Here is a 20,484-nt window from a genome sequence, read left to right on the forward strand (position 1 = left end):
GATATGATAAACAAACAAGGTTAATTTCGTGCCTTCGTGCCTTCGTGGTTATCAGCTCTTGTCACTGCGCAGAGCGATGAGTGCGCTGCCGTAAGCGGCTTCGGTGTTGGGCGCGGTTTCCACCGGAATACCCAGCAGGCTCTGGCGTATCTGCGTCCAGGCGTCGTTGACGCTGCCGCCGCCGGCGCTGAGGATGCGTTTGGGGAAGGGGGCGCCGAGTTCGGCCAGGCGTTCATAACCCTGTTTTTCGATGCGCGCGATCCCCTCGAGCATGCCCTGAAAAAACGTCACGTCGTCATCGGGACGCGGTTCCAGTTGCGGGCTCAGGTTCGGGTCGTTGATGGGAAAGCGTTCCCCCAGAGCCGGCAGTGGATAGTAGTTGAGTCCGGTTGGCTGTTGCGGATCCAGTTGCGTCGTCATCGCCTGCAGTTGCTCGTCGGTGAAATAGTGTTTCAATACCGCGCCGCCGCTGTTGGAGGCGCCGCCCACCAGCCACAAGTCGCCCAGCGGCTGGCTGTAAACACCGTAGTTGGCGGCCAGAATGGGCTTATTGCCCAGCACCTTCAATACCAGGGTTGAGCCAAGCACGGTCACTGCATCGCCCGGCTCGCCGGCGCCGGTGGCGATAAACGAGGCGGTACTGTCGGTGGTGCCGCTGACGATCAATGTCTTCTCTGACAGATTGAAACGTTTGGCCATATGATCGCTGATCGGGCCGACCGGCGCGCCGGGTGCTTGCACTGTGGGCAACCAGGCGTTGTCCAGCGGCAGGGTATCCATCCAGCGTGGCCAGGTATAGTGCTCGGCATTGAAACCGGTTTTGAGGCAGTTGTTGACATCACTGATGCCGTAGCGATCGGTGAGTTTGCCGGCAATCCAGTCGGCCTGATGCAGACAGTGGGCGAGGGCGCTTTTATCGACGTGCATGCTCAGCCACAACAGCTTGACCAGGCCGGAGTTGGGGCTGAGCACCGGGTTATCCGGCGGTGCCATCGCCTTGAGGTGTTCGACGTAAACCGGATCGCGCTGATCGTTGTACAGCAACGCCTCGCGTAACGGTTCGCCGGCGGCATTGGTCACCAGCACCGACCCCGAGGTGCCGTCCACGGCGATACGTTCTACCTGCGCGGGATCGACCTGTTCAAACAGTTCATCCAGCACCCGCTCCACCGCCTGCCACCAGAGCCCGGGATCCTGATAACGGGCAATGCCCTCGGCCATGGCGGGGGGGAGTTCGGTACTGGCCGTGTAGAGAACTGTGGCATCAGCATTGATCGCCGTCGCCCGGCAACCGGACGTCCCCAGATCAATCCCTACATAGAGTGCAGTGTGACGGTTGTCGGAATGTGAAGAAGTCATACCTCGGACCTCGTTACTCGTCCCTCGGCACTGCCGTCAAGGTAACTTGACGGCCTCGGGGGCCTGCCAGCCGCTCTGGCGGTGCTCGGCGACGACGGAGGTGTAAATGCCGCCGCGCACATTGAATTTCGCGGTCAGGCGCATGAAGCGCGGCTCGGTCGCCTTCACCAGATCATCGAGAATGGTATTGGTGACCTTCTCGTGGAAGGCCCCCTCGTCGCGATAGGCCCAGACATACATCTTCAACGACTTGAGCTCGACGCATTTGGCCTCGGGCACATACTCCAGATAGAGCGTCGCGAAGTCCGGTTGCCCGGTCTTGGGACACAAACAGGTAAACTCCGGTACCTCGATGCGGATGGTATAATCCCGTTCCGGCATCGGATTGTCGAACGTTTCGAGGCTCTTGCTGGGCTGGCTGGGCATGGCGCGAAACAATACCCGAACCTTGCCTGGCTGACAAGCCAGGCAAGGTTCGGGTAGGGACGAGGTACGAGGTACGAGTGACGAGGAAGACAAACCTCATGGGTTTGGTAGGAGCGGCTGCGCCGCGATAGATATTTTGAGCCCGAGACGACCATCGCGCCAGAGGCGCTCCCACAATGTCTGATTTTGAGAGTTTTCCTCGTCCCTCGTACCTCGTCCCTGTTCAGTTAACACATTGATATCCTTTGCGCTCCTCTACGTCTTTGCACCTCTGCGTTGAAGCTGTTTGCTTTCGATGGCAGCACGGCGGAATTCAGACGGCGGTTTTGCAGGTTTGTCAATCTTGCCTGTTTATATAAGGTTACTGTATCTTTCCCCGATGCGACTGACCAAACTCAAACTCTCCGGCTTCAAATCCTTCGTCGACCCGACTACCGTTCCGCTGCCCAGCTCGCTGGTCGGGGTGGTGGGGCCCAACGGTTGTGGCAAATCCAACATCATCGACGCGGTGCGCTGGGTGATGGGCGAGTCTTCCGCCAAGCATTTGCGCGGGGATTCCATGGCCGATGTCATTTTCAACGGCTCCACCTCGCGCAAGCCGGTCGGTCAGGCCACGGTGGAGCTGGTGTTCGATAACAGCGACGGCAGCCTGGGCGGGCAGTACGCCACCTACAGCGAAATCTCCATCAAGCGCACGGTCACCCGCGACGGGCAGTCCATTTACCATCTCAACGGCACCCGCTGCCGGCGCCGGGACATCACCGACATCTTCCTGGGTACCGGCCTGGGGCCGCGCAGCTATGCGATTATCGAGCAGGGCACGATTTCGCGCATTATCGAGGCCAAGCCGGAAGAGCTGCGGGTGTTCCTTGAGGAGGCCGCCGGCATCTCCAAGTACAAGGAGCGCCGTCGCGAGACCGAAAACCGCATTCGCCACACCCGCGAGAATCTGGATCGGCTCAACGATTTGCGCGAGGAGCTGGACAAGCAGCTCGCCAAGCTGCAACGCCAGGCCAAAACCGCCGAGCGCTACAAGGTGCTCAAGGAAGAAGAACGCCTGCTGCGCGCCCAGCTCCAGGCGCTGCGCTGGAAGGGCGTCGACGAGCAGGCCTGCCAGAGCGATAACCAGTTGCGCGAACAGGAGACGGCCCTGGAAGGCGCGGTGGCCAAACAGCGCCATATCGAGGCCGAGATCGAACAGCAGCGCGGCCTGCATACCGAGGCCAGCGACAAATTCAACGAAGTCCAGAGCCGGTTTTACAGTATTGGCGCCGATATCGCCCGGCTGGAACAGTCCATCCAGCACGCCAGGGAGCGTCGCACCCAGCAGAGCCAGGATCTGCAACAGCTGGAAAAAGACTGGAATGATGCCCAGGTCCATGTGGAGGCGGATCGCAAACGGATCGAGGAGCTGGAAGCCGGGCTCAAGATGATTGAACCGGATCTGCAGGCCGCAGAGCAGCGCGAGCAGACCGCCACCGAAGCCCTGCAGGGGGCCGAGCAGGCGATGCAGGAGTGGCAGCAGGCCTGGGAAGATTTCAATCAGCAGTCCGCCGAACCGGCCCGCCAGGCCGAGGTGGAGCGCACCCGTATTCAGCATCTGGAGCAGAAACTGACCCAGCTGCAGCAACGGCTGGACAAGGCCGAGCAGGACTTGCAGCAGCAATCGCCGGAGCGTGTACAGCAGGAAGTGGCCGAGTTGCAACAACAGCTCGAACAAACCGGCGAACAGGTCAATCAGGCCCAGCAGTCTCTGACTGAAAAGCAGGATCAGATCGCCGCGTTGCGCGATTCCAGCCACCAGGTCAACGCCGACCTGGATCAGGCCCGTAGCCGGTTGCAGGATCTGCGCGGTCGCAGTGCCTCGCTCGAGGCGCTGCAGCAGGCGGCGCTGGGCAAGGACGAGGGGGCGGTCAACGACTGGCTCAGCGGTCAACAGTTGCAGGATGCGCCGCGCCTGGCCGAGGAGATGGACGTCGAAGCCGGCTGGGAACGGGCCGTGGAATGTGTGCTGGGCGGGCATCTGGAAGCGGTCTGCGTGGCCGGGGTCGATCCGCTGGCCGAAGTGCTCGGCAGCCTGCAGGAAGGCACCCTGACCCTGTTCGACACCCAGGCTCCGGGTCCGGAGACCCGCGCGGCCAGCGGCACGCCGTTGCTGAACAAGGTTTCCGCGCCGTGGAAACTGGATGCCCTGCTGGGCGGGGTGTATGCCGCCGAATCCCTGGCCGAGGCGCTCTCGCTGCGGGCCGACCTTGCGGCACAGGAGTCGGTCGTCACCCGCGAGGGGATCTGGCTCGGGCCCAACTGGCTGCGGGTGGTCAAGGACCAGGAGCAGGATCAGAAAACCGGCATTCTCAAGCGCGAGCAGGAGCTCAAGGCGCTCAATACCCGGATTCAGGAAGAGAGCGGCCGTGTGCAGGCCCTGCAGGAACAGCTGGAAGGCGAGCGCGAACGGCTGCGTGAGCTGGAGCAGGAGCGGGACGATGCCCAGGCCCGGCTGAATCAGGCCAGTCGCCGCCAGGCCGAACAGCAGTCCGATCTCAAGGCGCGCCAGAACCAGCTGGAGCAGGCCCAGGCCCGCCAGCAGGCGCTGCAAAAAGAACAGCAGGATCTGCACACCGAAATCGAGCGGGACAAACAGGAGCTGCAGGAGTGCCGCGGCCGTCTGCAAACGGCGCTGGATACCATGTCCGGTCTGGAGCAACAGCGCGAACAGCTGAGCAACCGTCGCGATGAACTGCGTAATACCCTGGAACAGGCCCGCGAGCAGGCCCAGAGCGTGCGCAGCGAAGCCCACGAGATCAAACTGCGCGCCGAAAAAGAGCGCACCGAGCTGAACTCCACCCGGCAGGCCCGGGAACGCCTCGACAGCCAGCTCACCCAGCTCTCCGCCCGTCGTGATGAGCTGCAAAAGGCGCTGGCTGAAAGCGAGGCGCCGCTGGAGGAGATGAACAGGGAGCTGACCGACAAGCTCGACAAACGCGTGGCTGTGGAAACCGAGCTGGGTGAGGCGCGCCAGGCGATGGAAGCGATCGAGCATCAGATGCGCGAATTCGAGGAACAGCGTGTCGCGGCCGAACAGCAGGTGCAGGAAGTGCGTTCCAGCCTGGAGCAGATCCGCATCAGCCAGCAGGAATTCAAGGTTCGCCGCCAGACGCTCGAAGAACAGATCACCGAATCGGGTTTCGAACTGCAGCAACTGTTGCAGGAGATGCCGGAAGACGCCGAAGTCACTCAGTGGCAGGAAAACGTCGAACAGCTGGAAGCCAGGATCCAGCGCCTGGGGCCGATCAACCTGGCGGCCATCGAGGAGTACGAACAGCAGTCAGAGCGCAAGAAATACCTGGATGCGCAGAACGAGGATCTGGTGCAGGCCCTCAAGACCCTGGAAGATGCGATCCACAAGATCGACAAGGAGACCCGGACCCGTTTCAAGGAGACCTACGACAAGGTCAACAGCGGGCTCAAGGATCTTTTCCCGCGCCTGTTTGGCGGCGGTCATGCTTACCTGGAGATGACCGGCGAGGATCTGCTGGAGACCGGCGTCACCGTCATGGCGCGTCCGCCCGGCAAGCGCAACAGTACCATTCACCTGTTGTCCGGCGGCGAAAAAGCCCTGACCGCGGTGGCCCTGGTCTTTGCCATCTTCGAACTGAATCCCGCGCCGTTTTGTATGCTCGACGAGGTCGACGCGCCGCTGGACGATGCCAACGTCACCCGCTATTGTGATCTCTTGCAGCACATGTCGGACAGAACACAGTTTATTTTCATCACCCATAATAAAGTCACCATGGAAGTCGCCAACCACCTGACCGGCGTCACCATGCACGAACCGGGCGTCTCGCGCATGGTCGCGGTGGACGTCGACGAAGCGGCCAAACTCGCTTCGGCATGAGTTGAGTCACTCTCGCCAGGGCGCGGAGTACGCAGAGGCAACAAATGTCATCTTAAGAATGTACAGGTTTCACTTTGCACCCAAACAACGGGCATAAACGTTTCTGCAGCTCGGCGAGAGAATGATTAAAAAGTCCGGTACTGGTGACGTTCAATTCATATTCATAACAAGGTCGTGCTGATATGGATCCGCTGCGGCTGACCCTGCTGGCAATCGGTGTCGCGTTCGTCGCGATTTTCTATCTGGTCATGCGCCTGCGTTCCGGGCAGAGACTGCGTTGGCCCGGCTTCCTGCGTCTTCCGCGTCTCTCTTTACCGACCTTTGGACGGCATCGCGTCAATGACAGCGATGACGTCAACACGACCGCATCACGGGACAATTACTACGATGATCTGGACGACGAGGATCTGCAGGCCCTGTCACAAATGTCATGGCATGCCCGTCGCGACGATGATGTGGATGTCGCCAGCCTGAGTGGTCTCAGTGCCGTTGATGCCGAAGAGGACGACGGCGAATCCCTGGTGATCGTCCTCAATGTCATGGCCAAAGCGGGCCGGCAGTTTGCCGGCATGGATATTCTCGATGCGTTGTACGCCAACGATCTGCGCCACGGCGAGATGATGATTTTTCATCGCTATCCCGAACAGGGGGGCGGACGTCCCGTGTTCAGCCTGGCCAATACCGTGGAACCGGGAACATTCGACCTCCATGCCATCGAGCAACTACAGACCCCGGGAGTCTCCCTGTTTATGCAGCTGCCCGCGCCGATCGACTCGCGCGAAGCCTTCGAGCTGATGCTCAAAACCGGCCGCAACCTGGCCGAACAACTGGGCGGCGACCTGTGCGACGAACGACGCAACCTCCTTACCCTGCAGACCATCGGCCACCTCAAGGAACAGATCGAGTCCTTTTTATTCCGCCGCAAAATGGCTGGCCTGCAGAAACAGCGCCCCAGGGGCAAGGGTCGAGGGACGAGTCACTAGGGGCGAGAAAAGCTTTACCACGAAGACACGAAGGCGCGAAGTTTTTTACTTCTTCGTGTCTTCGAGACTTCGTGGTTTGTTCTACAGAATAATCTCAAATACAGAGTGTCACGCATAATGAATGCCAGCGACAAAGTTCGGCACCGTATCAACGAGCTGCGCGAGCAGATTGATTATCATAATTACCGCTATTACGTGCTGGACGATCCCGAGATCCCGGATGCGGAATACGATCGCCTGATGCGCGAGCTCGAGGATCTGGAAGCCGAGCATCCTGAACTGGTCACCCCCGATTCCCCGACCCAGCGGGTTGGTGCGACGCCGTTATCCGCCTTTGAGGAAGTCAAACACGAACTGCCGATGCTGTCGCTGGGCAATGCCTTTGATGAGGATGAGGTCCAGGCATTCGATCGCCGGGCCCGGGAGAAGCTGCAGGTCGATACCATTGAATATGCCGTGGAACCAAAGCTCGATGGACTGGCCATCAGTCTGTTGTATGAAAACGGTAAACTGATCCGTGGCGCCACCCGTGGTGACGGTACCACCGGGGAGGACGTCACCCAGAACGTGCGCACGATCGAGACGATTCCGCTAAAGCTGCGGGGTTCCGATTACCCGGCACGTCTGGAGGTGCGCGGCGAGGTCATCATCGCCAGGCAGGGTTTTGAGCAGCTCAATAAAACGCGCGAACAAGCCGGGGAGAAAACCTTCGCCAATCCGCGTAACGCTGCTGCCGGCAGCCTGCGTCAGCTCGATGCGCGGCTCACCGCCAAACGTCCGCTATCGTTTTTTTGTTACGGCGCGGGGCTGGTGGAGGGCGCCGAGCTGCCGGATCGCCACAGTGCAATTCTGGAACAGTTACGTGAATGGGGCATGCGCACCAACCCCGAGACCCGGGTGGTCGAGGGGATCCAGGGCTGTCTGGATTACTACCAGACAATGCAGGAAAAACGCGACAATCTCGATTACGAGATCGACGGGCTGGTCTACAAGGTCAATCGCGTGGATCAACAACAGGCACTGGGCTATGTCTCCCGGGCCCCGCGCTGGGCTATTGCCCACAAGTTTCCCGCCCAGGAGGAGATGACCCGACTGATCGGCATCGACGTGCAGGTCGGGCGAACCGGCGCGTTGACCCCGGTGGCGCGTCTCGAACCGGTGCATGTTGGCGGTGTCACGGTCAGCAACGCCACCCTGCATAACCAGGACGAGATCGATCGCCTCGATGTGCGCGTCGGCGATACGGTTATCATTCGCCGCGCCGGGGATGTGATTCCGCAGGTGGTCAGCGTGGTCGAATCCAAACGTGAAGGCAAACTGAAAAAATACCACCTGCCCAGAACCTGCCCGGTCTGTGGCTCACAAACCGTCCGCCATGAAGGGGAAGCGGTCACCTATTGTACCGGTGGCCTCTATTGTGCCGCCCAGCGCAAGCAGGCGCTCAAACACTTCGCCTCACGTCGTGCCCTGGATATCGAGGGACTGGGTGACAAGCTGGTGGATCAACTGGTGGATGAAGATTATGTGCATGATCCGGCCGATCTGTTTTGCCTGGAGAAAGACCAACTGGTACAGCTGGAACGCATGGCCGACAAGTCGGCGCAGAATCTGATCGACGCTCTGGAAAAAAGCCGCAACACAACCCTGGAACGGTTTATCTATGCGCTGGGGATTCATGATGTGGGCGAGGCGACAGCACGTTCACTGGCCAATCACTTCGGTTCGCTGGATGCCCTGATGAAGGCCGACAAGGAGGCGTTGATGGCGGTGCCGGATATCGGCCCCATCGTCGCCGAGAGTATTCTGACCTTCTTCAAACAGAAACATAACCAGGAAGTGATCGAAAAACTGATCCGCTCGGGTGTGACCTGGGAAACTATTGAAGTCAAACCGGCCGAGGAACTGCCGCTCAATGGCAAAACATTTGTTTTGACCGGCACACTTGAGAGCATGAGCCGCGACGACGCGAAAGCCGCGCTGCAGGCACTCGGCGCCAAGGTGACCGGCAGCGTTTCCAAAAAAACCGATTATGTCGTGGTCGGTGCCGATCCCGGTTCCAAGGCCGACAAGGCGGAATCGCTGGGTGTGGAAATTCTGGATGAGGCGGCATTTCTGGATTTGATTAAATAGCAAGTTGCCGGACACCGCTGCGCTATGTCCGGCCTACCTCTCATCGAAAAATGATCGGGATGCCAATGGTGCGGAACTGAAAAGCAAACCACGAAGGCACGAAGTCGCGAAGAATAAATAATTAAAACTTCGTGACTTCGCGCCTTCGTGGTGAATATTTTTCCTGGTAGTTAGCAAGTTGATTCAAATCAAGAACGACGGGACTATTTTTCTGCCAACTGCCAACTGCCAACTGCCAACTGCCAACTGCCAAAATATCAATCGCCGCCAGTCTTTTCGTCGTTCAGCGGCAATCGTAGTCTGAAACGGGTTCCCCGGTCGCTGCTGTTAACGATAGCCAGTTCGCCGTTCATTTTCTGGACAAGACGGCGGCTGATGGCAAGACCGAGCCCGCTGCCGTGAGGATTGGCGGCGTTCTGGTTGCCGCGGCTGAATTTTTCAAATACCTGTGTGATATCCGCAATGCCCGGTCCGTTGTCGATGATATCCAGTTCGTAATGACTACCGATGTTTCGGCTTTCCACCTGGACCCACGGCTGGGGATTGGTGTTATACAGGATAGCGTTGGTTAGCAGGTTGATGAGTACCTGATAGAGTCGTTCGGCATCGCCGCGTACCTGCGCAAGCGCGGCGCGCTCGCCGCTAACGAGCCTTACCTGGTGTTGTTCCGCCAGGCCGTGGCAGGTATCCAGTGCGCGATCGATGAGAGTTTCCGGATTGACGGGAGTCGATTCGATCTGCAGATGGCCCTGTTCCAGGTGACTCATCTCAAGGATTTCATCCAGAAGTCGGGTGAGTCGCAGGCTTTCCTCATGAATGATGCGGATGAACCGTTGGGATTGTTCGTTGGACAGCGCGTCGATGTTCAATAACAACTCGGCGAAAGAACGAATGGAGGTCATGGGGGTACGGACTTCGTGGCTGACCTGGCTGAGAAATTCGTCCTTCCGGGCGTCGAGCTGATGCAGGCGCAGATTGGCACTGCGTAGCTCATCGGCGGTGGCTTGCAGTTGTATTGATTGTTGTTCCAGGCGGTGGCTGTACTCGACGACCTGCTGGGTTTCATCCACCAGTTTGATGATCTCGTCCATGCTGATAGTTTCACCGGTGGCAATCTGGGAGACCAGTGCGTGCGCCGTGGAGGCACCGATATTACCGGCCAGACGCCGCTCGATAGTCGCGATGCCTTTGGCATCCAGGGGAGGGAGTTGTTGCAGGATCAACTCGCCGCCGGTGAGTTCCTCGAAAAGCTTGTGGGTCTCCGCCGGGCCGAGAATGCGCTGGGTGAGTTTGTATAGATCCTTGATTGCCGCGTGGCGGTGTATCACCTGGGCTTCGCTGCCCACCAGATTGCGAAATACATCAATGAATAATGCGCTTTGCAGTTTCTCGAGTGGCCGGTGCGTCGTCCATACCGACACCAGGACAAACAGCGCGGCGTTGCTGCCCAGGCTCCAGAATACCGAGTGAACCAGCGGGTCCATGCCTTCCAGTCCGAACAGCGCCTGGGGCTTGAGCAGTTCAATCCCCCATGGTCCGTATTCGACCAGTGAGGTCAGCGCGCCGCCGGCTTCGCTGAGACTCGGGATGAATGAGGTATAGATCCACAGGATAAAGCCGACGGAGAGGCCGGCAATCGTTCCTCTGGTGGTGGCATTACGCCAGTACAACACACCCAGCATAGCGGGGAAGAACTGGGCGACACCGACGAAGGCGATCAGTCCCATGGCCGCCAGCGCGTCGGATTCGCCGCTGAGATGGAAATAAAGATAACCGAGTAACAGGATCACCGCGATAGAGATGCGTCGGGTAATCAACATGAGATGTTTGATGTCTCCACTGGTATTCAGGTTCTGGCGTGGCATACGCAGAAGGAGTGGCACGATAATGTGATTGGAGACCATAATGGACAGGGCGATACTCGAGACGATGACCATGGAAGTGGCCGAGGAGAAGCCGCCGATAAAGGCCAGTAATGCCAGCAGATTCTGATCAGCCGACAATGGCAGAGTGAGCAGAAACATATCCGGGTTCGTTCCTTGCGGCAGCAGGGCGGTCCCGACAATGGCGATGGGCAACACGAACAGGCTGATTAAAAACAGGTACAGGGGAAAGGCCCATGCCGCGGTGCGCAGGTGGTTTTCATCGGAATTTTCCACCACGGTAATCTGAAACTGGCGCGGGAGGCAAACAATGGCGATGGCCGAGAGCACCATCATGTTAATCCAGCGCCAGCCGAACAGCTCATTGTCATAAATGATGCGCTCGGCCGTGGGCAATTGAAAGACCTCATTCACCCCGCCGGCGATCCCGAAAACAACAAACAGGCCCACGGCCAGAATGGCGAAGAGTTTGACAATCGCTTCAAAGGCAATGGCCGCCACTACTCCCGGGTTATGTTCATTGGCATCGAGGTTTCGAGTTCCAAACAGGATAGTGAACAGTACCATGGTCAGTGCGACCCAAAAACCCGGATCGGTATCGGCAATGATGGAAGTGGAAGCACTGTTGTCGCTGGCCAGATTGAATACTTCGAAGCTGGCTGTTACTGCCTTGAGCTGCAGGGCAATGTAGGGGGTTGCGGCAATCACGGCAATACAGGTCACCAGAACGCCCAGTACGGCGCTTTTGCCAAAGCGCGAGGAGATCAAGTCGGCGATCGAGGTGATGCGGTATGCATGCCCGATTCGCACCAGCTTTCGCAGCAGGAACCACCAGCCGACAAACACCAGTGTTGGTCCCAGATAGATCGTGGCGAATTCCAGTCCGTTACGGGCCGCGGAGCCGACGGCACCGAACAGCGTCCAGGACGTACAATAGACAGAAATGGAAAGTGTATACACCAGGGGGGAACGCAACAGCCGATCACGGCCGGCCCGGGCCCGACGTTCACTGACAAACGCCAGAACGAATAATATCACCACATAGGCGAGAGCAATAAGCAGGACGAAGTTGGTACTGAGCATGTTCTGCTAACTGCTTAGCCGGTGGAGTCGGGCTTCAGCTGTCGCGATATCAGCCATATCCCGATGATCAATACCAGCCAGAGCCCGAAGATATAAAATACAGGCAAGGGGATCCCCCACAGAGTAATCTGTCTGGCAAAAATCAGCGCAAGCGGCGGCAGCAGCAGCGCAATACCCAGCGCGAGCAGCGATGCCGCACTTTTGGGGGCTCTAGTGATCATACGCCGCGCTCTGTGACTGTCCGATCAGTCGTTCCACGCACTGCAGTACCTCGGCGTTGGAAAACGGTTTGGCAATGAAAGCATCAGTGCCGAGCTGCTCGGCCATGGCGCGATCCTTGGCCTGACCCTTGGCTGTGAGGACCAGTACCGGTAGTTGTCTGAATTCCTCGTCGGCTTTGAGTTCCTTGAGTAGCTCGAATCCATTTCTGGTCGGTAGCATAATATCCAGGATGAGCAGATCGGGCCGGGTCTTGCGCAACGCCTCCAGCACCGCGCTGCCATCGGATTCGGCGGTCACTGTGTGGCCGGCCTGGCGCAGGATAAAGCTGAGTGCATCGACGATATAAGGTTCATCTTCAGCAATGAGTATCTGTCCGCTCACGCACGGCCTCCCTTTCCAGGATGTCATTATTCGATTTGCATTTCTTTCCCGCCCGGTCAGCCAAAGGCGGGTGTTTGTCAACACAATCTATCAGTAACCGTGCCCGATTTGAATGCTCGATGCCCTGTATAAGCGTTCCGAATGCCTGATCACTTTGTTCAAAAGATTGCTTTGCTCGCAATGACCAAAATAGTGGTGTCATTGCAAGGAACAACGTGGCGAAGCAATCTCCCTGGACTGGCATTCGGAACGCCTGTTCAGACCGTCTGGCGGGCCGCGCGCCCCGAAGTGATGGGCGGTTCCTGGCGATGCTGGCAGTCAAGCCGCTGGCACTGGCGGCAGGTTGACCCCACCGGCACGGCCGCCCCGGGGGCACGCAGGTCGATGCCCTCGGCATAGATCGTCCGATCGGCATGCAGCACCTCGCATGCCAGCATGACCGAGAACATGACCGGCCGGGCGCGGAAGGTGGCGGCACGTTTGGTGACCGTACGCGCGATCATTAAAAAACGGTTGCCGTTGTGGAACTCCCCCAGCTCACGAACCACCCGACCGGGTGTCTGGAAGGCGCTGAACACGGGCCACAACGGGCAGGCATGACCGAAGCGCGGCAGGGAGAGGCCAAACAGGGGAAAGCGTTTGGAAATATGTCCCGAGGGATCGACGCGCAAAAATGCGAATGGCACCCCTTCGGCCCCGGGTGCCCGCAGTGTGGTCAGCCGATGGCAGATCTGCTCAAAGCCGGCCTCGTATTTCTGGCGCAATATCTCGATGTCGTAACGCTGGCGTTCTGCATCTTCCAGAAAGGACGTGTAGGGGAACAGCGCGGCACCGGCCAGGTAGCTGGCGAGCGCCCCCCGCGCCCGGGCCCGGGCGGCGTCGGTGGTCAATCTGGGATCGGCGACCAGGGAATTCAGGGTATCCCCAAAGCTCAGTTGCGCGGCAACCCGCATGGTCTGGAAACGCCGGGTGGTGGGCGGGGCGTTGGCCAGAAAACAGAGCACCCGGTTGTCTTTATCGAAATAGCTCTGGTTGTGCCACAGTGCGTTAGGGGACTGATCATAAGCGTTGGTCTGGATTCGGATAGCAAACTTCTCTTCGAGATACTTCACCAGTGCCGCATCAATGTTGCTTCTGTCGAGGCGCTCCAGTTCCCTTCGCAGTTGCAGCCCGGCCTCTTCCACTGCCGGAAAGTAATTGCGCTCGCCAATGATGAAATCGTCCACCTGCTCGGCAGCAGCCAGCGAGGGATCCAGATTGTTTTGCTCTTCGAAATGCGCAACGAGCTCCTGGGTCGTGTCGGTCAGCCGGGTGCTCTCGTTATGCAGCATGGTTTCAAACCGGTTGCGCTGCGGCGGGTCAATCGTGCCGTCACTGATCAGGATCTCGGAGATGGAGCGCAGGCTGGTGATCCGGGTGAGGATGGTATGCATGGTGGCTTGCAACCACGGATCCTGGTTCAGGCGATCATTCAACAGGGAGAGCGCCTGGTTACTGTCCAGGTAGGCGCGATACAGTGCCAGGATCAGGCGGGCCCAGTTGGGGTTACGGGCAATGATTTGATCGGCGTAGTTGGCCTCGAGATCGATGTGGCCCAGCAGCGGGTCCGCGGCGAGTTCGCCCAGATCGTCGCGCAGGCGCTGCTCGGTGATGCCGGTCAGTTCCCCCACCTCCAGGTCCAGGGCGCCGGCGAGTCGGGTGGCGAGTCGGCCGCCGACCGCGCGTTTGTTGGCCTCGATCAGGTTCAGGTAAGAGGCGGAAATTCCCAGCTCCCTGGCCAGGGCGGCCTGGGTTATACCCAGTTCCTTGCGTCGCTCGCGGATCTTGTAACCAATCGCAGCTGCAGTCATGAGCGGTATCGCCTCGCGAAAGTTGTCAATTATTTACATAAGAGTCGAAAATTCGAGCCATGAATTTACAATGTATTGGCATTCATATCAAACAGTTATTGCTTTAGTTTACAGGCCGCTCTACAGTTGCGGAGCAATATCGCCACACACCGGGGCTCGTCGCTTGTATTTCTCGTGACCTCGGGGCAGGAGGAAATATTTACCAATCCACACCAGCTGGAGGAGAACCAGACTATGAGTGATGATTTCAACAAGAAGCGTCGTAACTTTCTCAAGTCAACGGCAGCACTCGGTGTCGCGGGTATGGCGCCAACCGTTTTTGTTCGCAATGCCTGGGCGCAGGATTTCGTCAATAACCCCGGCAAAGCCGCGGCGATCACCCTGGGCTTTAATGTTCCGCAGACCGGGCCTTATGCCGATGAGGGGGCTGACGAGTTGCGCGCCTTCAAGCTGGCCGTCAAACACCTCAACGGTGAAGGCGACGGCGGTATGCTCAATACCATGAAACCGATGGCCCTGCAGGGCAACGGTATCCTGGGCAAGAAGGTCAATTATGTGACCGGCGATACCCAGACCAAGTCGGACGCGGCACGTGCCTCGGCCAAGCGCATGATCGAAAAAGACGGCGCCCTGATGATCAGCGGTGGTTCCTCGTCGGGCGTGGCCGTTGCGGTACAGTCGCTGTGTCACGAGGCCGGGGTGATGTTCATGGCCGGTCTGACCCATTCCAATGACACCACCGGCAAGGACAAGCGTAAATACGGCTTCCGTCATTTCTTCAATGCCTATATGTCCGGCCAATCCCTGGCACCGGTGCTCGGGGAGCGTTATGGCACTGATCGCAAGGCCTACCATCTGACGGCCGACTATACCTGGGGCTGGACCCAGGAGGAGTCCATCAAGAACGCTACCGAAGGGCTGGGCTGGCAGACGGTTGAAACCGTTCGCACGCCGCTGGGTGCCGGTGACTTCTCCCAGTACATTACCCCGGTGCTGGACTCCGGTGCGGACGTGCTGATCCTCAACCACTACGGCAAGGACATGGTCAACTCCCTGACCCAGGCCGTGCAGTTCGGTCTGCGCGACAAGCAGGTCAACGGTAAGGACTTCCAGATCGTGGTCCCGCTGTTCTCACGTCTGATGGCACAGGGTGCCGGCGAGAACATCAAGGGGATCCTTGGCAGTACTAACTGGAACTGGGCGTTGCAGGACGCGGCTTCACAGGCCTTCGTCAAGTCCTTCGGCCAGGAGTATGGCTTTCCGCCCTCGCAGGCGGCGCATACCTGCTATGTGCAGACCTTGCTGTATGCCAATGCCGTGGAAACCGCGGGCACCTTCTATCCCTGTGAGGTGATCAGTGCGCTGGAGGACTTCCAGTTCGACGGCCTGGGCAACGGCCCGACGCTGTATCGTGGTGCTGACCATCAGTGCTTCAAGCCGGTGCTGGTGGTAGAGGGTAACGATAACCCCTCCAACCAGTTCGACCTGTTGAAGGTGGTCAAACAGGTACCGACCGAGCAGGTCATGTACGATCCCTCCATCTTCGGCGGGGAACTGGGTAGCTGCAAATAAAACGTTTGCGGTCTTACCCCGAGGCACCGGCCCGATTTGCGGGCCGGTGTCTGATTATTTGCGACCTGCCGGTATAAGCCGACAGGTCATCGTTGTCAGCTTAACGAAATCGGTAAATGTAACGTGGATGCATTTGTACTGCAGATCCTCAATGGCCTGGACAAGGGTAGTGCGTATGCCCTGATCGCACTGGGGCTGACTCTGGTATTTGGCAGTCTGGGTGTGGTTAACTTTGCCCATGGCGCCAAATTCACCCTCGGCGCCTTTTGCGCGGTCAGCTTCCAGCAGCTGTTGACCATCTCCAGGAAGGTAAAGGACGAGAGCGTCACCTTCTTCGATGCCTACAAGGAAGTCCCCTACCTGGAGATCTGGTGGGGCGATACCGGCAGCATGATTATCGACTGGGCGGTGCCCCTGTCGATTTTTCTGGCTATACCGGTCATGTTGCTGATCGGTCTGGTGCTTGAGCGTGGTCTGTATCAGTTCTTTTACAAGCGCACGCATGCCGAACAGATCCTGGTGACCTTCGGTCTGGCCATCGTGATACAGGAGGTCATCAAGACCTTTTACGGTGCCAACCCCATTCCCACCCCGGCACCGGAAATGTTGTCGGGTACCGCGCCGATTGGTGTCTGGCTGGGCCTTGGGGAATCGGTGGCCTATCCGTACTGGCGGCTGGTGTACTTCCTGTTTTCCCTGCTGGTTATCGGGCTGGTATTTGCTTTTCTGCGCTATACCACTTTTGGCATGGTGGTGCGTGCCGGCATGTCGGATCGGGAGACGGTCAGCCTGCTGGGGCTCAACGTGGAGCGACGATTTACCATATTATTCGGTATTGCCTCGGTGGTGGCCGGCCTGGCCGGGGTGATGTATACACCCATCGTGCCACCGGACTATCACATGGGCATGGAGTTTCTGGTGCTGTCCTTCGTTGTGGTGGTAGTGGGCGGCATGGGCTCCCTGCCCGGGGCGGTAGCAGCCGGTTTTCTGCTGGGCATTCTCCAGTCCTTTGCCTCCATGAACGAGATCAAGTCGGTGTTACCCGGCCTGGATCAAATCATTGTGTATTTAATTGCCGTAATTGTGCTTCTGGTTCGCCCACGCGGGTTGATGGGCCAGAAAGGTGTAATGGAGGAATAAGCGGTGAAGATGTTCAGTCTTTCACGTAATGACAGGTTGTTGATGCTGGGCTTCACCGCCGTGGTTTTGCTGGCGCCGTTGTGGTTACAACCCTTCGGTGCGGGTTATCCCGATCTGCTGCAGAAGTTTGCCATCTTCGGGCTGTTTGCGATCGGCTATAATATTCTGTTCGGCCTGACCGGTTACCTGTCCTTCGGTCACGCGGCTTTTCTCGGGGTAGGCTCCTACACGGCGGTATGGTCGTTCAAGCTGCTCTCGCTGAATGTTATTCCGGCGGTGATCCTGGCCACCCTGCTGGCCGGGCTGTTTGCGGTGGTGATCGGCTTTCTCAGTCTGCGCCGCAGTGGCATCTATTTTGCCATCCTCACTCTGGCCTTCGCGCAGATGAGTTACAAACTGGCCTATTCGGTATTGACTCCCATTACCAATGGTGAAACCGGACTGCGCGTGCTGCGCGACGATCCGCGGATCATCGACAACATGCTGGGTACTGCTCATGATGGTTCACCCATCGGTTCGCTGTTTGGCATCGGCATGCAGGGTTATCCGGCCTTTTATTTTTCGGCGGTGATGTTGATTTTAGGATTTTATCTTTCGGTATTGATCTTCCGCTCACCCTTCGGTCTCAAGCTGCGTGCGATCAAATCCAATCAAAGCCGCATGCAGTACACCGGCTACAACACCCGGCCGTATCTGCTGTGGGCGTTTGTCATCTCCGGCATGTATGCCGGGATGGCCGGCTCGCTGCTGGCCGTGACCGATCCCCTGGCCGGAGCCGAGCGCATGCAGTGGACCGCCTCCGGTGAAGTGGTGTTGATGACCATCCTCGGTGGAACGGGAACCCTGCTCGGCCCGATCATCGGTGCGGCTTTGATTAAATACTCGGAAAATATCTTTTCCGCATTCAATGAGTCCGCCTTGCACGAGGCTTTCTCGTTCCTGCCGGGCTTTATCGAGAATTTCCTTGTCACCATCGTTCACCCCTTTGTTGGCGAAGGCTGGCATCTGACACTCGGTGCGCTGTTCATGATTATCGTGATCTTTTTGCCCGGGGGGCTGATGGATGGTCTGTCACGTATCGCCAGACGCTGGCGAGCGAGAAAACATGGGTCCGATGAAGCGGACAGCTCACAGGTGGAGGACTGACCCATGGCATCGGATATCGTTTTAAACATTGCCTACGTGGACAAGAGCTTCAGCGGGCTGCATGCCCTGAAAGATGTCAATCTGCAAGTGGAAAAAGGCAAGACCCACGCCATTATCGGCCCCAACGGGGCCGGCAAGTCCACCCTGTTGAATGTCTGTATCGGTCGGCTGGCACCGGATCGCGGTACCGTGACATTTAACGGCGAGGTCATTACCGGCAAATCCGCTCACGAGATCAATCAGGCCGGGGTAGTACGGGTGTTTCAAACGCCGGAGATCTTCCACGATCTGACGGTACTGGAGAATGTGATGATTCCGGCGCTGGCCAGACGCGATGGCTCGTTCAAACTCAATCCGTTTGTGCGCATGGATGCCGAAACCGATATCCTGCACGAGTCGGAGCAGGCCCTCAAGGAGATGAACCTGCTCGAGAAAAAGCACATGCACGCGGCCACCATGTCGCGCGGCGACAAGCGTCGCCTGGAACTGGCCATGGGCCTGGTGCAGCACCCGCTACTGTTTTTGCTGGATGAGCCCACTGCCGGCATGTCGCGCGCCGACACCAATGCGACCATCGCCTCTTTGCAGCACATCAAGGAGCGGGGGATGACCAAGGTGATCATCGAGCACGACATGCAGGTGGTGTTTTCCCTGGCGGACAAGATCTCGGTACTGGCACAGGGCCAGATTATCGCCGAAGGAACACCGGATGAGATCCGTGGCAACCCCAGGGTCCAGGAAGCCTATCTGGGAGGTACCCACAATGAGTAAACAGGCTGAAAAACATACCGTTCGCGGTACCGGCTCCGATCCGGCCTTTTTCTCCTGCTGGAACCTGCATGCGTATTACGGCGAAAGCTATATCGTGCAGGGGGTCAACTTCGATGTGCGCGAAGGGGAAATCGTCGCGCTGCTGGGGCGTAATGGGGCGGGCAAAACCTCGACACTGCGCAGCATCGCACAGATCGGTTCCCCTCAGCTGCGTCATGGTGAAGTCTGGCTGGATCACCAGCCCCTGCATACCATGAAGTCCTATCAGGCGGCGCAGGCCGGTGTGGGCCTGGTGCCGGAGGACCGGCGCATTATTCCCGGTTTTACGGTGGAGGAGAACCTCAAACTGGCGCAAATTGCCAAACCCGTTGGCTGGTCGCTGGAGCGTATCTACGATCATTTTCCGCGTCTCGGCGAGCGTCGTCATCAGGAGGGCACCACGCTCTCCGGTGGTGAACAGCAGATGCTGTCAGTCGCTCGTGCTCTGGCCCGCGACATCAAGCTGCTATTGCTCGATGAGCCCTACGAAGGGTTGGCGCCGGTCATCGTCAAGGAAATCGAAAAGATCGTCCAGAGTATCAAGGAACTGGGCATTACCACCATCATTGTGGAGCAAAATGCCATTGCCGCACTGGAGCTGGCCGATCGGGCAGTCATTCTTGATATGGGGCAGGTCGTATTCGATGGCTCGGCCCAGGAGGTACTGGATAATACCGAACTGCGTCATCAGTATCTTGCGCTTTAAAAGGCGTTATTGAAACGGTTGTTGCCGCGACCGACTGAGGATAGAAAAAAGCCCCGCATTGCGGGGCTTTTTGGTTTACTTGATTTCGACGTTGGCGTCTTGTCGAAGCTGGATAACATATTGCTGGATGAGCTGGTTGCCTTTCATGCTGCGCAGCTGCTCCTTGACTTCTTCGAACTTGGGCGGAGTGACCTTGCGTTCGTCTTCCAGCTTGATGACGTGCCAGCCGAACTGGGTCTTGACCGGGGTTTTGCTGTAGCTGCCTTTATCCATCCTGGCCACGGCCTGAGTGAAGGGCGGGACCATCTGATTGGCGTTGAACCAGCCAAGGTCGCCGCCGTTTTTGGCAGTGGGCCCGGTGGATTTGGCCTTGGCGACATCGGCAAATACCGCGCCGCTGTCCAGTTCCTTGATGACGTCTTTGGCCTCTTGCTCGCTTTTGAGCAGGATGTGACTGGCCTTGTACTCTTTCGCATTGCTGGCGGAAACACGCTGTTCATATTCCTTTTTGAGCTCGTCTTCGCTGATCGGGCTGCTCTGGGCCTGTTTCTGGATCAGGGCCTGGATCAACGCGTCGGCTTCCAGCTGCTTGATGCGAAAAGCGATGTCCGGGTTTTGATGCAGCTTCTGTTCTTTGGCTTCCTGCAACAGCAGTTGACGGTTAACCAGCTCATTGATCAACGCTTCGCGATTGACCTGGCCGGATTGCCCGTCTTGTTGCTGGCTGCGGTATTTGAGATACCGCTCGTAGGTTTGCTGCGAGATCGGCTCGCCATTGACCACAGCGACCGGATCGGCCGCAAATGCTGTGCCACTGAATAACAGGGCGGCAGCGATGAGCGCAAAGACGGATGAGCAGGTATTGGGTTTAAACATAATCGAGATTCCTTAACTTGAT

15 protein-coding genes are annotated in these 20,484 nt (G+C 58.2%); 8 read left to right on the forward strand and 7 right to left on the reverse strand.

Annotated elements, in window-relative coordinates; translation table 11 throughout:
- Nucleotides 1-51: 51 nt before the first annotated feature.
- Both U5K34_RS11760 and queF read right to left on the reverse strand, forming a co-directional pair.
- A complete protein-coding gene (locus U5K34_RS11760; protein ID WP_322568589.1) occupies nt 52-1,359 on the reverse strand; it encodes an FGGY-family carbohydrate kinase in 1,308 nt (435 codons plus the stop codon).
- Nucleotides 1,360-1,395: 36 nt separating this feature from the next.
- On the reverse strand, nt 1,396-1,785 hold the full coding sequence (gene queF, locus U5K34_RS11765) for a preQ(1) synthase (RefSeq protein WP_322568590.1): 390 nt from the start codon (nt 1,783-1,785) through the stop codon (nt 1,396-1,398).
- Nucleotides 1,786-2,164: 379 nt separating this feature from the next.
- On the opposite strand from queF, the gene smc reads away from it, so the two are divergent.
- The 3 genes from smc (at nt 2,165) to ligA (ending at nt 8,793) form a co-directional block, all read left to right on the forward strand.
- Nucleotides 2,165-5,680: a chromosome segregation protein SMC gene (gene smc / locus U5K34_RS11770; RefSeq protein WP_322568591.1), complete on the forward strand. Its 3,516-nt coding sequence runs from the start codon at nt 2,165-2,167 to the stop codon at nt 5,678-5,680.
- Nucleotides 5,681-5,862: 182 nt separating this feature from the next.
- Entirely contained in the window at nt 5,863-6,663 is an 801-nt protein-coding gene (gene zipA / locus U5K34_RS11775) for a cell division protein ZipA (RefSeq protein WP_322568592.1), read from the forward strand.
- 114 nt (nt 6,664-6,777) lie between these two features.
- The gene (gene ligA / locus U5K34_RS11780) at nt 6,778-8,793 is read left to right on the forward strand and encodes an NAD-dependent DNA ligase LigA (protein WP_416224095.1); all 2,016 of its coding nucleotides are present in this window, start codon (nt 6,778-6,780) and stop codon (nt 8,791-8,793) included.
- A gap of 257 nt (nt 8,794-9,050) precedes the next feature.
- Here ligA and U5K34_RS11785 read toward each other — a convergent pair whose 3' ends face one another.
- The 4 genes from U5K34_RS11785 to U5K34_RS11800 all read right to left on the reverse strand — a co-directional run bounded on the left by U5K34_RS11785 (nt 9,051) and on the right by U5K34_RS11800 (nt 14,212).
- A complete protein-coding gene (locus U5K34_RS11785; RefSeq protein ID WP_322568594.1) occupies nt 9,051-11,759 on the reverse strand; it encodes an ATP-binding protein in 2,709 nt (902 codons plus the stop codon).
- A gap of 14 nt (nt 11,760-11,773) precedes the next feature.
- On the reverse strand, nt 11,774-11,980 hold the full coding sequence (locus tag U5K34_RS11790) for a hypothetical protein (protein ID WP_322568595.1): 207 nt from the start codon (nt 11,978-11,980) through the stop codon (nt 11,774-11,776).
- Nucleotides 11,970-12,362: a response regulator transcription factor gene (locus U5K34_RS11795; RefSeq protein WP_322568596.1), complete on the reverse strand. Its 393-nt coding sequence runs from the start codon at nt 12,360-12,362 to the stop codon at nt 11,970-11,972. The genes U5K34_RS11790 and U5K34_RS11795 overlap by 11 nt, the downstream gene beginning before the upstream one ends.
- 257 nt (nt 12,363-12,619) lie before the next feature.
- Nucleotides 12,620-14,212: a helix-turn-helix domain-containing protein gene (locus tag U5K34_RS11800; RefSeq protein ID WP_322568597.1), complete on the reverse strand. Its 1,593-nt coding sequence runs from the start codon at nt 14,210-14,212 to the stop codon at nt 12,620-12,622.
- 234 nt (nt 14,213-14,446) lie between these two features.
- Between U5K34_RS11800 and U5K34_RS11805 the strand changes: the two genes are divergently transcribed.
- From U5K34_RS11805 to U5K34_RS11825, 5 genes are all read left to right on the forward strand, one after another.
- The gene (locus U5K34_RS11805; RefSeq protein ID WP_322568598.1) at nt 14,447-15,784 is read left to right on the forward strand and encodes a substrate-binding protein; all 1,338 of its coding nucleotides are present in this window, start codon (nt 14,447-14,449) and stop codon (nt 15,782-15,784) included.
- Nucleotides 15,785-15,907: 123 nt separating this feature from the next.
- Entirely contained in the window at nt 15,908-16,924 is a 1,017-nt protein-coding gene (locus U5K34_RS11810; RefSeq protein ID WP_322568599.1) for a branched-chain amino acid ABC transporter permease, read from the forward strand.
- A gap of 9 nt (nt 16,925-16,933) precedes the next feature.
- Nucleotides 16,934-18,070, forward strand: coding sequence for a branched-chain amino acid ABC transporter permease (locus U5K34_RS11815; protein WP_322568600.1), 1,137 nt, complete (start codon nt 16,934-16,936; stop codon nt 18,068-18,070).
- A gap of 3 nt (nt 18,071-18,073) precedes the next feature.
- Entirely contained in the window at nt 18,074-18,841 is a 768-nt protein-coding gene (locus tag U5K34_RS11820) for an ABC transporter ATP-binding protein (RefSeq protein ID WP_322565523.1), read from the forward strand.
- Nucleotides 18,834-19,586 carry an ABC transporter ATP-binding protein gene (locus tag U5K34_RS11825; protein ID WP_322568601.1) on the forward strand — a complete coding sequence of 251 codons (753 nt, stop codon included), beginning with the start codon at nt 18,834-18,836 and terminating at the stop codon, nt 19,584-19,586. The genes U5K34_RS11820 and U5K34_RS11825 overlap by 8 nt, the downstream gene beginning before the upstream one ends.
- Nucleotides 19,587-19,661: 75 nt before the next feature.
- On the opposite strand, the gene U5K34_RS11830 is transcribed toward U5K34_RS11825, so the two are convergent.
- The gene (locus U5K34_RS11830) at nt 19,662-20,462 is read right to left on the reverse strand and encodes a peptidylprolyl isomerase (RefSeq protein ID WP_322568602.1); all 801 of its coding nucleotides are present in this window, start codon (nt 20,460-20,462) and stop codon (nt 19,662-19,664) included.
- Nucleotides 20,463-20,484: the final 22 nt, after the last annotated feature.

Origin of the sequence: Thiohalophilus sp. (assembly GCF_034521165.1) — a bacterium.
Taxonomy (GTDB): Bacteria; Pseudomonadota; Gammaproteobacteria; order UBA6429; family Thiohalophilaceae; genus Thiohalophilus.

Bases quoted from the DNA above. Each gene is read 5' to 3' on its own strand.
- U5K34_RS11760 (WP_322568589.1), bottom strand. From the start codon at position 1,359: ATGACTTCTTCACATTCCGACAACCGTCACACTGCACTCTATGTAGGG.
- queF (WP_322568590.1), bottom strand. From the start codon at position 1,785: ATGCCCAGCCAGCCCAGCAAGAGCCTCGAAACGTTCGACAATCCGATG.
- smc (WP_322568591.1), top strand. From the start codon at position 2,165: ATGCGACTGACCAAACTCAAACTCTCCGGCTTCAAATCCTTCGTCGAC.
- zipA (WP_322568592.1), top strand. From the start codon at position 5,863: ATGGATCCGCTGCGGCTGACCCTGCTGGCAATCGGTGTCGCGTTCGTC.
- U5K34_RS11785 (WP_322568594.1), bottom strand. From the start codon at position 11,759: ATGCTCAGTACCAACTTCGTCCTGCTTATTGCTCTCGCCTATGTGGTG.
- U5K34_RS11790 (WP_322568595.1), bottom strand. From the start codon at position 11,980: ATGATCACTAGAGCCCCCAAAAGTGCGGCATCGCTGCTCGCGCTGGGT.
- U5K34_RS11800 (WP_322568597.1), bottom strand. From the start codon at position 14,212: ATGACTGCAGCTGCGATTGGTTACAAGATCCGCGAGCGACGCAAGGAA.
- U5K34_RS11805 (WP_322568598.1), top strand. From the start codon at position 14,447: ATGAGTGATGATTTCAACAAGAAGCGTCGTAACTTTCTCAAGTCAACG.
- U5K34_RS11815 (WP_322568600.1), top strand. From the start codon at position 16,934: ATGTTCAGTCTTTCACGTAATGACAGGTTGTTGATGCTGGGCTTCACC.
- U5K34_RS11820 (WP_322565523.1), top strand. From the start codon at position 18,074: ATGGCATCGGATATCGTTTTAAACATTGCCTACGTGGACAAGAGCTTC.
- U5K34_RS11825 (WP_322568601.1), top strand. From the start codon at position 18,834: ATGAGTAAACAGGCTGAAAAACATACCGTTCGCGGTACCGGCTCCGAT.
- U5K34_RS11830 (WP_322568602.1), bottom strand. From the start codon at position 20,462: ATGTTTAAACCCAATACCTGCTCATCCGTCTTTGCGCTCATCGCTGCC.